The organism is Larkinella soli, assembly GCF_003703975.1.
GTDB classification, from domain to species: Bacteria; Bacteroidota; Bacteroidia; order Cytophagales; family Spirosomataceae; genus Larkinella; species Larkinella soli.
The window spans coordinates 1-14,879 of sequence record NZ_QTJY01000011.1; the positions used below are offsets into that span (position 1 = coordinate 1).

14 protein-coding genes and 1 pseudogene are annotated in these 14,879 nt (G+C 48.8%); 5 read left to right on the forward strand and 10 right to left on the reverse strand.

All coding sequences use genetic code 11. The annotated features are described in order from the left end of the window. Window positions 1-248: 248 nt before the first annotated feature. Window positions 249-977, reverse strand: coding sequence for an alpha/beta fold hydrolase (locus tag DX909_RS18520; protein ID WP_164851331.1), 729 nt, complete (start codon window positions 975-977; stop codon window positions 249-251). Window positions 978-2,373: 1,396 nt separating this feature from the next. Here DX909_RS18520 and DX909_RS30115 point away from each other — a divergent pair. The 4 genes and pseudogenes from DX909_RS30115 (at window position 2,374) to DX909_RS18545 (ending at window position 7,406) form a co-directional block, all read left to right on the forward strand. After that, window positions 2,374-2,805: a DUF3574 domain-containing protein gene (locus DX909_RS30115; protein ID WP_374755868.1), complete on the forward strand. Its 432-nt coding sequence runs from the start codon at window positions 2,374-2,376 to the stop codon at window positions 2,803-2,805. A 392-nt stretch (window positions 2,806-3,197) separates the two neighbouring features. Next, the gene (locus tag DX909_RS18530; protein WP_128546704.1) at window positions 3,198-5,447 is read left to right on the forward strand and encodes a prolyl oligopeptidase family serine peptidase; all 2,250 of its coding nucleotides are present in this window, start codon (window positions 3,198-3,200) and stop codon (window positions 5,445-5,447) included. 75 nt (window positions 5,448-5,522) lie between these two features. Further along, window positions 5,523-6,646, forward strand: a pseudogene (locus DX909_RS30120) (IS630 family transposase). A gap of 367 nt (window positions 6,647-7,013) precedes the next feature. Beyond that, the gene (locus tag DX909_RS18545) at window positions 7,014-7,406 is read left to right on the forward strand and encodes a response regulator (protein WP_164851333.1); all 393 of its coding nucleotides are present in this window, start codon (window positions 7,014-7,016) and stop codon (window positions 7,404-7,406) included. A gap of 92 nt (window positions 7,407-7,498) precedes the next feature. Here the strand turns inward: DX909_RS18545 and DX909_RS18550 are convergent, their stop codons facing one another. The 8 genes from DX909_RS18550 to DX909_RS18585 all read right to left on the reverse strand — a co-directional run bounded on the left by DX909_RS18550 (window position 7,499) and on the right by DX909_RS18585 (window position 13,267). Further along, window positions 7,499-7,888 carry a response regulator gene (locus tag DX909_RS18550; RefSeq protein ID WP_128546708.1) on the reverse strand — a complete coding sequence of 130 codons (390 nt, stop codon included), beginning with the start codon at window positions 7,886-7,888 and terminating at the stop codon, window positions 7,499-7,501. A gap of 114 nt (window positions 7,889-8,002) precedes the next feature. Beyond that, the gene (locus DX909_RS18555) at window positions 8,003-8,260 is read right to left on the reverse strand and encodes a hypothetical protein (protein ID WP_128546709.1); all 258 of its coding nucleotides are present in this window, start codon (window positions 8,258-8,260) and stop codon (window positions 8,003-8,005) included. A 680-nt stretch (window positions 8,261-8,940) separates the two neighbouring features. Next, window positions 8,941-9,342: a hypothetical protein gene (locus tag DX909_RS18560; RefSeq protein ID WP_128546710.1), complete on the reverse strand. Its 402-nt coding sequence runs from the start codon at window positions 9,340-9,342 to the stop codon at window positions 8,941-8,943. A gap of 137 nt (window positions 9,343-9,479) precedes the next feature. Then, window positions 9,480-9,845, reverse strand: coding sequence for a hypothetical protein (locus DX909_RS18565; protein ID WP_128546711.1), 366 nt, complete (start codon window positions 9,843-9,845; stop codon window positions 9,480-9,482). Between the two features lie 175 nt (window positions 9,846-10,020). Beyond that, window positions 10,021-10,800 (reverse strand): LytR/AlgR family response regulator transcription factor, encoded by a 780-nt coding sequence (locus tag DX909_RS18570; protein WP_128546712.1) that lies wholly within the window; start codon window positions 10,798-10,800, stop codon window positions 10,021-10,023. Then, window positions 10,797-11,921 carry a sensor histidine kinase gene (locus DX909_RS18575; protein ID WP_128546713.1) on the reverse strand — a complete coding sequence of 375 codons (1,125 nt, stop codon included), beginning with the start codon at window positions 11,919-11,921 and terminating at the stop codon, window positions 10,797-10,799. Before DX909_RS18575 ends, DX909_RS18570 begins: the two co-directional genes overlap by 4 nt. A gap of 100 nt (window positions 11,922-12,021) precedes the next feature. Beyond that, window positions 12,022-12,387 carry a DUF3244 domain-containing protein gene (locus tag DX909_RS18580; protein ID WP_128546714.1) on the reverse strand — a complete coding sequence of 122 codons (366 nt, stop codon included), beginning with the start codon at window positions 12,385-12,387 and terminating at the stop codon, window positions 12,022-12,024. 532 nt (window positions 12,388-12,919) lie between these two features. After that, on the reverse strand, window positions 12,920-13,267 hold the full coding sequence (locus tag DX909_RS18585) for a TfoX/Sxy family protein (RefSeq protein WP_128546715.1): 348 nt from the start codon (window positions 13,265-13,267) through the stop codon (window positions 12,920-12,922). A 294-nt stretch (window positions 13,268-13,561) separates the two neighbouring features. On the opposite strand from DX909_RS18585, the gene DX909_RS18590 reads away from it, so the two are divergent. Further along, window positions 13,562-13,930: a hypothetical protein gene (locus DX909_RS18590; protein ID WP_128546716.1), complete on the forward strand. Its 369-nt coding sequence runs from the start codon at window positions 13,562-13,564 to the stop codon at window positions 13,928-13,930. Window positions 13,931-13,992: 62 nt separating this feature from the next. Here the strand turns inward: DX909_RS18590 and bla are convergent, their stop codons facing one another. Beyond that, window positions 13,993-14,877, reverse strand: coding sequence for a class A beta-lactamase (gene bla / locus DX909_RS18595; protein ID WP_128546717.1), 885 nt, complete (start codon window positions 14,875-14,877; stop codon window positions 13,993-13,995). Between the last annotated feature and the right edge of the window lie 2 nt (window positions 14,878-14,879).

Sequence of the window (14,879 nt, forward strand, 5' to 3'; positions counted from 1 at the left end):
AGCCATCAGGACCATCAAGAGGCACAGGAAGGCGATCAGTTGTTGTTTCATCGGGGGCAAAGGTAGCCATCGGCTATATGGCTGTGAAATAGCCCTTTGGGGCTAATTTGCCAGGCGGGCAGTCGTGTTTGGGCGGATTTCAACCTGAGTGGGTGGGATAATAATTTCCTAGATTATTTCCGTATGGGCATGAAGGACAGCCCGGAATTACTTCAAAACCCTACTGTCAATAAAATAACAAGGCTGTTCTAGAAACTGACAATCAGGTCGACCAGGGCCTGCGGCCGGGAAAAGAAGGGAGAATGGCTGGTAGGCAGCGTCACGATTTTCCGGGTAGGCACATTTTTAGCCATCTCGGACATATCACCATTCCGGGCTTCCGTACAGAGGATATAATACTTGGGAATGGCCCCGTAAACCGCATCGCTCACCTGAACTGGGGTGGCCAGCGGGGCAATGGGTTGCTTACCTGCATGGGCTTTTGCAAACGCCTGATCCTCAGCTGAACAGTCGTGATACAGAAAGTGATCCACTTTCGCAGGATCCAGTGTAAATGTGGCTCCGGTCGAGTCGAAGATAAAACTGTCGGCAAACGTAGGCTCTCCGGTAGGTGACGGTGGGAAAAGTCTCTCGGCCAGCGAAAGAGCGGATTCTCCATTTTTTGGCAGGAAGGCATCCAGAAAAATCAATTTCTCCACCTTGGCGGTGCCCAGCCGCTCAGCCGCCTGGGCGATGGAAATACCGCCCGAAGAATGCCCTACCAGAATCACCGGGCCGGGCTGGGCATTGGCGACCTTCACTACCTTTTCCGCGTAATCTTCCAGCGTAACGGCCTCCGGGGGAGTTTTGTCTTCCCCGTGGCCTGGCAGGTCGATGGCTGCAACCCGATGGCCCTGCGCCTGTAAAAGAGGGACGACTTTTTTCCAGACCCAGGCTCCGTCATTAGCGCCATGGACCAGCAAGTAAGTCTTGGGCAAAGCTGCTGGTTTGTGGTCGATTTCTTCTTTACATGCGATTAGAAAAATAAAGAAAAACAAGATTTCAGTAGCCCAGATAGGCAAACACACAGTTCTCATAAAAATGTAACGTTTGTCAATTTATTAAATAGATGCTAAGTGTAGACAATGTCCAGAGGGTGCCTGGGTAAGAAATCAGGTTCATTCTTGACAGTTCTAAGAGGTGACTGTTTACCCGCTACTACATCAGGCAGAATCTGCTAGGAAACTTCTGCGCCAGAGCGTTCGGAAATCCTTTCAGGTTATTGGTCACCGGATGAATCAGGTGTTTTGTACTCCAAATTAGACTATGTTCCAGGCTTTCGTCCGGTCAGGTAGTCAGTCCTGCGGGTCTTTAGTCTCTTGGGCGGTTCGTGGACAAAAATCCGAAGTTGTATTATTGCCTTTCTGGAAAGGCCCGCCTGTTTTTGAAATCATTTGGCTTATTCAATATCAGTTTCGGTCAATTTGGTTTGATGGTTCTGAGTGTGAATTGATCATTGAAATTGATTTCCGATTAAAGTTTATCTGAAAGACAATATTGTAACGGCATATTATATACGTAAAAAACCGCTACACGACTGCCTAAAGGATTCTAGTCCGTTGCTCAATTAATAGGGTACTTACCACACTATGGACATATTGCTGGCGATTAGCTATCGGCTAAGGCTAGATGAATTTGTTGTAGTCAACGCCACAAAAGTAGACAGCAAAGTACTCCACGTGAAATAGCCCTTTGGAGCTAATTTATCGAGGAAACTGTTGGTATGGGCTGGCCTAAGTTTCGATAGAAGATTTGGTCCTAATTTGATTTAACCCCAAAGTGCTATTTCAAGCTCCAGAATCCCTGCCTAATTTTGCCCTATTTTAGTCCAAAAGCAGGCCTTAAACCCTCATTCACCCGTGACCTTTCCCATAAGGATTTCTATTAACCAGCCGCTTAATGGTATACCCGATCCCGTCTGAGTTACGAATTCCAATAAAGCCTATTTGACTTATCAATCTCTATCCATATACATGCAACCAATACGTGAATCGCCAGGGCCTACTCTAAGGCCAAGAAACAAATGTAATGTTGCGGAGATGCCGGATTCTCCGATTTCTCCTGATTTCTTGCTTCCCGTTAAATGAGTGCAGGTCAAAATCAACAAATACCATTATTGATTCTACTGCTGAACCACCATTACCTCTGCCGGCTGACTAAAAATTAGCCCAAAAGGGCTATTTACTTGGGTCTGTTACCCACAATACCTTTGTTGCTGCAACTTCCCAGTGAGACTTAGTTACCGTTTTGCTGAACTCAGTTATAGGAGGAGATCCAGCTAAAACGCATTGGATCGATCTGCAAATAGGGTTATTCATTAGGTTAATCGGTCTTATGAAATGTTTAAGTCTGGTTAGTATTCTCCGACTCCTTATAGTAGTCCTTTTGGCAGATTCATGCCATCCAAGAGGTTTACTCCCAACGAATCAGGTACACGCCCACGCGTCTGTGTGGGAGCTGGATCGACTATACTTCGGTCGATCTAGGTCAGACGGTAGCCAAGTGTCTGAGCGTGAGTGGCGCTCATTTCTAACCGAAGTGGTTACCCCCCGCTTCCCGGACGGATTAACCCTTTGGCGGGCCGAGGGACAGTGGCGGGACTCGACGGGCGCTATTGTGCATGAATGTTCTTATTTGTTGGAACTGGTCCATCCCAACGGAGCCCACGTTCAACAGAAACTTAAAGAGATTGTAACTGAATATAAACGTCGCTTCCGACAAGAGTCCGTCCTTCGGATTTCGGGTCCGGTTTGGGTGGAATTTTAATCAGTTTGATTTTTCTTCTTCTTGTCCATGTTAACAGCTCAGTATTTCAACACTGGTTCCTTTGACTGGGCACGAGCGGCCGTAAAGCCCGATAAAAAAGCTATCAATGCTGGATTTTAGAGGAAACTTTAGTTTGTCTGCAGGCAGCTTCGGTTCTGTTCTTTTCTAGGTGTTAGTCCTGGTTGTCTCTAAGCCTTTGATGATAGGCGCCATTTGGGAGAAGTCACCTCTGCCAAGCCCAACCTTAATCTACCCAGGCAAGACGTACCTCCCTATCCAACCTGTTTACCAAGGTACATTGTAAACAACCTCAGTCGTAGGCGTCTATACTATTATAAAATGTCGCGGCCTAACCGCGCCCCCCATCATTCCCTTCAACAAACTAATATTTTATGTTTTCACAAATCATTCGGGTAACCGCCATTCAAATAATTGCCGTAGCAAGCCTGACGTTCGTTGCGCATGCCCAGCCACGCGCTCTGCCCCTGGCCCCCATCCGGCCAGTAGTTGATGACTACTTCGGCACCAAAATCGCCGATCCCTACCGCTGGATGGAGGATATGAACAATCCGGAATTACTCAGCTGGATGAAAACGCAGGATGCCTATACTCGCACCGTGCTGAATGAAATTCCCGGCCGGCAAGGAGTCATGAAACGGCTTACAGAACTCACCAATGCCCCTTCCGCCCGCGTGAGCAGCGTCCGCCGGCTACCGGGAAATCAATATGTCTATCTAAAGACAAACGTCAATGAAAATATTGCCTCATTGTATATTCGGAAGGGCCTGAAAGGGAAAGAAATCCGGCTGGTCGATCCACAGGCGCTCACCCCAGCGAATGGTCAACCCCTTGCCATTCGCTTCTTCCAACCTTCATGGGACGGTAAACTTATCGCGGTTGGTTTAGAACCTGGCGGGTCGGAAAATTTAACCTACATAAATATATACGATGTAGTGACGGGCCGTAAGATGAATGAAACTATTGAACGGATAACTCACGGTGAAATTGCCTGGCTATCCGATAACCGATCCTTTTTTTACACTCGTCGGCAACAGCTTTCTCCTAACGCATCAAAAACTGAGTTGTATCAAAAATCTCTGGTGCACCGGCACATCGTCGGTACATCGCCTGACAAGGATCAGGTGGTGTTCGGTTACGGCGTTGATGCAGCCATTGACGTTGTGCCAACCTGGTTTCCCCGGATACAAACCTTTGCCCAGTCCCCTTACGTGCTGGCAAGGGTCGAAACCGGCGTTGGAGGTGGCCAGGCGATTTATCTCGCCCAGTTGCCTAAAAGCGACCAAGCGATGCATAAAATAGGGCGATTGGCATGGCGCAAAATCTGTTCGGCGGCCGAACAGATCACCGATGCGGCTATTAATGGTAACGATCTCTACTTGGTCACACACCTGAATACGCCCCGCTATAAGGTGATTCGTACTAACATCCATAGTCCTAATGTGGCAACTGCCACGGTGGTCGTTCCACCTGGTGACGCGGTCATTGGGAGTAGTAACATGGCCGGAGCAGACGCGTTGCATATTGCGGAAGACGCTTTATACGTCCAACAGCTGAACGGCGGCTTAGGCCAGATTCAGCGGATCCCTTTTCAAAAAAACGAAAAATCATCCATTGTGAAACTGCCTTTCGATGGAACCTTAACTGAAGTGCAGGCGGATTCGCGGGTATCAGGATTGTTGTTCTCCCTGGCCTCGTGGACGAAAGCACCCCGGTTCTTTGCCTGGAGCTCTGCTCTACGCCGTAGCGATGACCTGGGACTACAGCCAAGGGGTCCATATGATGAATTAAACAATGCCGAGGTCCGGGAAGTAATGGTAAAAAGCGCAGACGGGACGGCCATCCCACTATCAATTATTTATAAAAAGGGCATAAAACTCGACGGCACCAACCCAACCTGGCTCAACGGATACGGAGCCTATGGAATACCGACGTTGCCTAATAACAATCCGGTAATTACAGCCTGGGTGGAGCACGGAGGGATCTACGCTGTAGCCCACGTTCGAGGAGGTGGTGAGTTCGGTGACGAGTGGCATCAAGGAGGCTTCCAAGCCACGAAGCCGAATACCTGGCTTGACTTTATTGCCTGCGCCGAGTTCCTGATTAAGCAGCGCTATACCTCATCCAGACACCTGGGTGGCTCCGGAATCAGCGCAGGTGGTATTTTAATAGGCCGTGCTATTACTGAACGTCCGGACTTATTTCGGGCCGTTGGCATTGTCGTGGGTCTCAGTGACATGCTTCGTTTTGAAACTACCGCCAACGGCGTACCAAATATTCCCGAATTTGGGAGTGTAAAAACGCGAGAAGGGTTCCGAACACTGCATCAAATGAGTGCTTATCATCATGTAAAAGATAGTACCCATTATCCGGCGGTATTACTCGCTACGGGCATCAATGACCCACGTGTAGACCCGTGGATGACGGCTAAAATGGCGGCCCGTTTGCAGGCCGCTACCATCAGTGGCCGCCCGGTGATACTCCGGGTTGACTACCAGAACGGTCATGGACCCGGGGTGACGAAACGGCAGCGCATCGAAACTTACGCTGATGGCATTGCGTTTCTGTTCTGGCAGTTAGGCCATGTAACGTTTCAACCACCGTGGCCGGGCTGTCAAGATTAATTCGTATGTGTATGTATTTAGCCACTGTTTTACTGCGATACCTTAAAAAATACTGCTAGTAGAACGTAATAAAGAATAATTAATCAAATTGAGTATTTTGGGCGAAAAAAGAGATGGCTCGCCCAGTTACTCTCCGAATTGGTTCGAAAAGGCGTCTGCTCGGCTCGCTCGCTGAAGCGAGCCATGGTTCTACTCAAATTCGCGGAAGGCTTTAGCGGCTATGACATCGCCGAGCACCTGGACATGTGTCTGCCGACAGTTTATCAGATCCGAACCCGTTACCAGCAAGCAGGCTTGCAGGCAGCCTTGGGTGAAAAGCCCCGCCCCGATATTAAGCCTAAGTTCGATGGCGCCATTTCCGCTAAAATCACGGCTCTGGCGTGTAGTCAGGCTCCCCAAGGCTATAGCCGCTGGAGCCTGCGGCTGCTGGCGGATAAAGCCGTTGAACTGGGCCTGGTCGAGGCAATTTCCCATGACTCCATTAAGCGCATCCTGAAAAAAACAAACTCCAACCGCACCGCAAACAGCAATGGTGCATCGGCCAAATGAATGGGCAGTACCTAGCTCGCATGGAGGCCATTCTAGACCTCTACGAGCAACCCTATGATGAACAGTACCCCGTCGTGTGCTTTGATGAACGCCCCTGCGTATTACACAGCGAGGCGGTAGCGCCTTTGCCTATGAAGGCCAATCAGCCTCTACGAGAGGATAGTTGGTATGTACGCAACGGGACGGCTTGCCTACTGGCGGCCTTCGAGCCTTTGCAGGGCTATCGCTTAATCGAAGTGACTACCAACCGCACCAAAGCCGACTACTGCCGCTTTATGCAGCAACTGGCCGAGCGTTATCCCAAAGCCAAGAAAATCCGGTTGGTCCAGGATAACTTAAATACTCACTCAACTTCATCGTTTTACGAGCACTTACCGGCTCCAGAAGCACGGCAGTTAGCGCAGCGCTTCGACATTTATTACACGCCCAAGAAGGCTTCTTGGTTGAATATGATTGAGTTGGAGTTCTCGGTGCTAGTACGCCAATGTTTGCAACGGCGGATTGCCGACATCGAAACCTTGAGGGCCGAGATCAATCAGCTAGTCAAGGAACGGAATCAGGCCCGGGCGACGGTCCAATGGCAGTTCACCAACGCTCATGCCCGCGAGAAGCTTAAAAGGCATTACCAGGATGTTTATGAAAAGAATTAGTATTACGTAGTACTAGGGTTTATACGCAGGTGTGCAAAAGTTAAAAAAAAAATAGACTGCGCATAGGTTAAAAGTTGATGAGCCAATGGCCCTGCCCTGTCCGATGGGGTTGATCAGAGTTATTTCGTCAGGCGTGGAGTGGTCGGGCCGGGACCATTGCCTCATTATTGAAGATGCTTTTGTTTTCCTGCCCATCTTTTCGTTACATTTAGTATGCACCTCTAACGCTGCGGGCTACTATCCCTTTTCGCTTCCCTGAACCGGCCCGATATTCCAACAATTGCTTCTGCCTCCATTCCCTGTTGCCTGTACCCTTGATCTCATGATTTTCCCTTTTAGATTAAATTCCAGCCAAACTGGCTGGCAGATGCTTGTGATTGAAGATAACCCGGAGCAGTGGTGGCTGATCCAGAAAGCCCTTGAGAGTTGTCTGCCCGGGGTGGAGCCGGTCTGGTTCTCCAACCAGCATACCACCAAAGCTTATCTGGAAGAGTGTGCCGTCCGTGGCCGTTATCCTCACCTGATCCTGCTGGATCTGTATCTGCCGGACCGGGAAGTTGGCCTGGCGATGCTGCAGCGGATCCGGCAGGGGTCTTCCGCTCTCCGAAAAGTCCCCATCCTGGTGCTGAGCCATTCGAATCGAATGGAAGATATCACCGAAGCGTATACCTTGGGGGCCAACGCCTATATGGTTAAGCCGCTGAATGAGCAAGAGTGGAGTGCCCACTTTCAGACCGTAACGGAGTACTGGAGCCAATAGGGAGCATTCCCGGGGTCGATCCCGGTCAGAGCCGCTAAAGAATTTGTACAGCAGCAAAAAGCGCTCGGTCGGGATCAGGACATTTTCCTGATTTATAAAAGATATAAGGCCCGAAAACCGCGGATCAGCGCAAAATATTCCTCTAGACCGTCAGGCTTGAGCTGGAAGGCCTCGACCCCAGCTTCCAGATAGGTCTCCCGATGCTCTTCCGTCCCGGAAAGGATGACCACGGGAATCTGCTTCAAACGCTCCTCCTGTTTAATCCGCCGCACCAGTTCCAGCGTCGTCTCTCCCCGCATGCGCACATCCACTACCAGCAGGCGAGGCAGCGGCTCTGCCTGCTCCAGGTAGGACCAGGCCGCCGGCTGCTGATCAATACAGGTGACCGCTACCGCCGGCCACTCCTGGCCGGCCAGGATTTTGAACAGCTCACACTCCTCGGGGTCATCATCAATCATCACCACTTCACTCAGCTGACTCATAAACCTCTATCTACATAATCTTCTTTTCTGACCGGTAAATTCTGAAAAAAAGTGTAGATCCTCCTCAAATCTTACGAAATGGTAAGCCGGCACTTACTCTTACCATGGTAAGAGTTATTCGGCAGGCTCCTCGCCGAACTCCTCCAGAAACATTTCGATTACCTCTTGCATCACGCTGTCTTCAATTCCCGTATCGGTGTTATAAAGCGCTTTTTCACCGTCATTGTAAACCCAATAGGATACAAAGGATTGACCCATGGTCCACAGGCTGATTCGGTAACAGTCTTTATGAAGGTGGAAGACCCCGGTTTCCATACCCAGTAGGTGGGCCAGCTCGGTAGCCTGTTCATCGGATAGAGCTCGAAGTTTCATCCTTCAAAAATGGAAGCTGACTGTCAGAAAACAAAAAGCCAACCTTCAATCGAAGACCGGCTTTTTAAATTTGGCAGATAGGTACTCCACCAATGTAGGAATAGATAGAGAACCGTTAACGGCTCATGGTGGCTACTAAGATGAGTAAAAGGACCAGTCCTCTTGTCACCACAAAAAAACCAGGTTCCATCGGCGCCCGGCTTTCCAAATCTTCAAGTGTATGGTAACATCTTGTTATATAAGAACGTAATGAAACCATTACCCCTTTTTTAGCCTACCTTCTTAATCGAACGGCCCATAAGAGAGCCGGACCTCCGCGTCACTCGGACGGTATGCTGCGGTGGCTTTGTTTCCACAATCGCTTCGGCGACCGTCCGCGGCTATAGTTCGACGGGTTTTGTTTAGCTGGAACGTTTCACAAACTTTCAATCATATATAAAGTTTATCAGACAGATTTTGATTGTAAGGGTTACAGGCCCGGCCGCATTGCGCCGGGTTTTGTCTTAGCGGTGACCCTGAGCCAAGCGTTTCGTCTATAGAAAGAGTGCTACAGTAATCATCAGACAGGCCCGGCGATTGACCGGGCCTTTGTTTCTATAATTGCGAAAATAATGATATACTAATTACACCAAGACGCACTAATAAAGTCCTCTTAAAGAAGCTGGCTCCTATTTTTTGTTTCAAATAACTCCAATCTGTTTTAAGTATTCCTGAAACTCATACCCTGTCATTTCAGCAATTCGCTTAGAAAACAGACGATGGCAAACTTCCTCAGTTTTATCATTTCTATAACAGCCAATCAAATAAGATAATAATTCCGATTGGCGTCTAGCAATATCCCTTGCTTGATCAAAATCATCACGAAGAATATCATGCATGAATGCATAATTAACTTGCCCTTGCCTACTTCCAAACTTGTTATGTCCATATTCCAGAAGCATTCTCATAGCTGGAAAAACGGTATCAGTTTCTTGAGCAGAAAACTCGTTTCGATTCTGGATTTGAGCAAATTCAGTAGTTGCAATAGCAGCAAGATAGTGTTCTAAAGTGGTTAAATGTTCATCTCTTATTTCGGGGGTCATCGTTCTTATTGGTTTAGAGTTTAAAGGAGTTGTTTCTTATCTTTTTGCGGTGGTGTGCCTTTCAACACTGCTTTCATTGTTGCGCTAAAACTGCTTTGTTTTTTCTTTAAGTAAAAGCCATTCCGTTCGTTTATGCTCTAATATTCCATGCCTAATTCAACCGCATCAGCATTAGAACGTAACCATCGTTCAGCAATATCATAGGTTGTTTGAATTGCATATAAGAATGTAAACTTGCCCTCTGTTGTATTCGCACTGGCTTTTAAAAACAGATTCTTTTCATCGAGTGCAAATTTTCGTATTTGCCCTTTAGGAATATTTGACATGATAAGTCCTGGTGTACCCTGCCAAAGCTTTTTACTTTTTACAGGGTCTTCAGTGCCATCAATTAGTGAATCAAAGTCAACATCGGCTTGGGCATCAATTGATTCCTGACTATTACCTATTGTCTCAGTATGTTTCTCAGGGGGATTAACAGGTTCAGAAGTAAAATCAAAACTCAACCCAGGCCCTTAGGCGTCTATAGCCTTGTCGAAATGATAGGGGTGCACAAAACCAAGTGTATTGTCCGCCAGGCGGGCTGCCAGGTGGGAGGCCGTGGCCGGCGACCGTCCCGTACTCTTCGTAACGAGCCATGTTGCGCTTGTCTCAGTCGGTCCCACAATCCCGCAGTACCCCTCACCGGCCCAGCCATTCCTTAAAATCCGTCACCCGGTCGCCACTGACGAAGACCTCCTGACGGGGTTTGGGGTGCAGATCCAGTTTCAGTTTACCGCCCGAAAAGGTATGGATGGTCCGGATGGCCCCCAGTGAAACCAGAAAAGACCGGTTGACGCGAAAGAACTGCCGGGGGTTGAGCAGGCCGGCCAGGCGGTCGAGGCTGTAATCGACGTCCAGGTTCTGGCCCTCTAAGGTGCTCAGGAAGGTCGCCTTATCTTCAAAAAAGAAATAGGCGATCTGCTCCGTCTCCACACTTTTTATTTTTGGACCGATCGTCACCATAAACCGTTCCTTGTAAGCAGCCGGCCGGGTTTTCTCCAGCAAGCTCACTAGCTCGGTCAGGTCAGGCGCCGGTGGAACCGTCTCGGAAAATAGCTTCTGAAAAGACCTGAATTTCTCGATGGCCGTCACCAGTTCCTCGTAGTCAATCGGTTTAAGCAGATAGTCGATGCTATTGGCTTTGAATGCCTGGAGCATATACTCATCATAGGCAGTGGTGAAGATGATGGGAATGGTGAGCCGGAGCTGTTCGATGATCCGGAACCCCAGATCGTCTTCCAGGTGAATGTCCAGGAAAATCAGATCAGGTTTTGGGGCGGGGTTTTCCTCAAACCACCGCAGGGTTTTGGCCACCGACGGAATCCGGGCCAGAACCCTGATGCCCGGATCGTAAGTGTGAAGGAGCTTTTCCAGCCGCCGGGCTGTCAGCGTTTCATCTTCAATAATCAGTACGTTCATGGGAGGAGGGGGATTTTAACGACAAAGGTCCCCTGCTGTTCTCCGGCCCACACGGGCAGGTCGGTCAGCAGGCCGTAGCGGTTGATGATGTTCTGCAGGCCTACCCCGGTGGTGGCTTCGGCATGAGGGCGGAGTTGGATGGGATTAGTCACCCAAAGGTACCCTTCGCGAATAAAGACCGACACCAGCAGGGGAATCTCTTCCGACATCTGGTTGTGTTTGACCGCGTTCTCGATGAGCAGTTGCAGGGTCAGGGGCGCTATCGACCAGGTCGTGGCCTCCCGGGCCGGAACATCGACGGCTACCTGCAGCTTGTCCTCAAAACGGATTTGGAGCAGGAAGATATAGGCCTCGATGAACTCCAGTTCCGTTTTCAGGGCAATGCGATCATTGTCTTTCTGCTCCAGTATATACCGGTAGGCCCGGGAAAGCCGGTTGATGAACTGGACGGACAGACCGGCATCGACCTCCACCAGTGAGGAGAGAATGCTAAGGCTGTTGAAGAGAAAATGAGGATTCACCTGGTTCTTCAGAGCGGAAAACTGCGCCTGCACACTTTCTTTCTGCATCCGCTCAGCCTGCGTTTCCAGCTTTCGCATTTTGAGGCTGGATCGGCGGTTATCCGCTAAATAGAAGGCCGAGAGCATGGCCATGACCATGAGACCATTATTCATCCGGTCCCGCTGACTACGGCCCTGCCCCGTACGGTTCTGGGGCGAACGAGAACGGGTCGGCTGGCCCAGCGAGGGAAATCGTTGCTGCAACACCGCATCCATCCCGTGCCAAATGCGGTGAAAACCGAAGTTAAAAATACCGGCCAGAGCGAAGGCCACCACCAGCGTCGCCACCTGGATCGGAAGTTTGATTTCGACCAGCGCTTTCTGCCCTCGCCCCTTCATCATCCGCTGTTGCAGCCATTCCGAGACGCTGATCCAAAAGAAGAAGAAAATTAATGTCAGTGTAACTTCCAGGGTCCAGAAAGGCAACATATGCAGAATAAAAGTCCCGTCGACTGCATCGATATTCATGTAAAGCCGGATCGGCCAATAGATGACAAACACGCTCTGGGCGAGTTGCCATTTCTGGCGGAGGGTCAGGGTGCCTCTGCGTGAAGAGATCATAAAGGATAAAGCTACCGGTTTAAAGCGGGAATAAAAAAGCCGGCTGAGAGCCGGCTTTTCAAAGGGAAGGTGATTGGCTGCCAGGCCCTGAGCCTAACGTTTAGTCTTCGATCTGAACCTGCATTTGAGCGGGTTTAAACCCCACCGAGAACGACTTGTCAACGGTTCGCCCAGCTACAACGACCGCCAGGTGGTAAATACCGGACTCCAGACCGGAGACATTGAAGGTCTGAACCAGTCCTTTCTCCAGATTGACGTTTTTGGTGTAGAGCACATGGCCGGCGTCATCCCGGAGTGATACGGTCCCCTTGGCCGATTGCTGTTCGACCAGGAGTCGGATTTTCTGGTCGGTCGTAATGGACACTTCGGGTGGGGGTGTCTGGTCGCTGGAGAGAGCAAGCGAAGTCTGGGCGAACGATGCGGTGCCGGCTATCAGCCCCAGCATCAATAAAATGGTCTTTTTCATAGTTCTTGTTCCGGTCCACCGGTTGAGTTCATTGGTTGTATTCGTTTGAACAATACAAAGGTACAACGGCGGGAGCGGCTCAGGAAAAGAAAGGCGTGGAATGACGGAGAAGGGAGGTTGAATGACCATTTTTCCGGGTCGAGAGTTCATTGCAACTTGAGGCCTCGGTAAAAACTCAGGACACAATCCTGTGAACCTGCGAAGCCAGCCAGTTTTGCCGGCTTGAGGGACAGGTCGAACTGGTGGTAAAAAGTTAAATAGAAAAAAGGTTCTGAATTGAATCCAGACCTGCCCGTTCAAGGTGCCGCTCTTGATCTCTGAGCTATTACGATTGAACGATTGGCTATCGGAGTAATTCGATTGGCTTATTTCAATCCGGTCAAATCACGAACGGAAGAGGCACTGCAACTCGATTGAACAAGTTTATAGCCGGTATTTGTCCGAATAACCTGAATCACCCTGATAAAACTAATTTTTCAGCCTTTTCATGGCTACATTGTTTCTAATAGGGAGATGTCATCCTATCCTGGCTTTACCCCTGTCGTTTCCGACTAACTTTAGCCTCTGCTGTGGCACTCAGCGTAATGGTCAACCAGTTCATCAAGTCCGCCTGTCGGGTTGTTCCAGGAGAGTCAATCAATAACCAGCCTTTTAGAGCGCCCTTGCCTTTCATGGTGTAGGGGCGGGCACCGGGCCAATCCAACAGTTCGTCCGTCCTCGCTTTATCGCAGCGAATCATTAGCTCATCGTCCTGCACATGCACGACCAGTTTGTCCTCGATCATAAACGACAGCCCGCCCATTTTAGGTCGTTCGTCCAGGTTCGGCAAGGAGGCCAGTGCCTCCCGCACCCGGTTGGCTAAATGGTCGTTGTAAGGCATCTGAGAGTAAAGGGAGTTAAGGGTCTGGGAAAGTGGCCACTTTTGTCCGTAAGTCAGTTTAGGTTTTCTCAGGTAAGTTCTTTTAATGCTGTTTGTCGCTGATGAATCCGTCTGACTTGGGTAAACTGTTCGGAATAGTGCCAAGGCCCCTAATGATCGAATAAAGTGTAGGAAGTGTAGCTTGTGCAGCCAGGAAAACAACTTATTTTTTCGCTAGGCCCAGCCAATCGTCTTCTACCCTGGCTCCAGCCGGCTTACTTTTGACGAATTAGAGGCCTAAAAGGAGCCATAAAAGTGATTAAACAAGAAAAAGTCCCGGCTTCGCTTGAGGCCGGGACTTTTGGTTTGGTTATGAACCAGGTTGGGAAGGGCTTACTTGTAAACCTTGTCCCGAATCATACGCAGATTATTCAGTTCAGGGAAATCGCGGATGTCATCGGCGGGGATGATGCCGCGCTGGATCCAATTGGAGACTACGCTGGTGTTGTCAAGGCCGTGATGTTTCACGAATTCCTTGATGGTGACCCATTAGGAAGGGATATGGATGATGCCTTGCTCGTCCAGGATCTGCTTGGCCTCCTGGATGAGCTGCCGGCTCTCATCCATCAACGGGCCAAAGGCGGAGGTTTTTGTCTTTTTCATAAGCGATTTCTGATCGATTAAGTTATCAAAAACGCCCGAATTTCTCTACTTGTTCACTGTCCACTTTTTAGGGTCAGGGTCAACTATTTTGTGAAATATTCCCAGGTCAATCTTGCTACCTCAGAAAAAAACTCTTCAGCTTGCCTATCGTCCTGCATAATATCTTTTAGAAAAATAGAAATAATGAAATATTGTCCATTTGGAAGTTTTACTATTCCTACGTCGTTCATTGCAATTCGGATTTTATTTGCGTCAAGTCCCGATAGCCCTGGTCTATGTGCTATTTCAGCGGCTTGGGGAAGTCCAGACTTCATATATCTAGTTCCACGCGTTGTTTCCACCATCAATCGATATAAGTAGTCAGTTGAATTAGCCTTCAAAATGAGTCCGTTATAGAACTTCTCTAGAAGTTTTGTTGTCTCCATTGGAGTTGAGTAGTTCAAATAAGAGTTTTCCCAGGATCGCATTTGGAATTCATTCACGCTAACCGTAAAATCGTCAGCACCGAGACTTCTAATGTATTTTTGTAAGCCCTTTGCCCCACCTATTAGATTAAGTAAAATATCACATCCGTTATTGTCGCTATTGGAAACGGTATATCTCAGAATTTCGTCCAACGATAGGTAGACTTGGCCATGAGGATATTGGTCTCTCATCGGACTCCATGTGTCGGAATGAAGTTGTGATTTTTCTACAAGAACCTTTTGTGTTAACTTAAGTACACCATCATCCACTCGTTGAAGTACCGCTAAAGCAATGTGGAACTTAAATACACTCATCAATGGAAATGTATCGTTTGCATTGATGTTGATCGTATCTTCTTTTTCAAACCCTTTAATAGAAATTCCCACGTGTGCCCTATTTTGCGAGATAATCTGGCAAATGTCCCTTTTTAGGTTCTGCACCTTTTGAGAATGAGCAGGTAGCGAAACAGCTACAATCCAATAAACAAAGACCAAAATCCTCATCG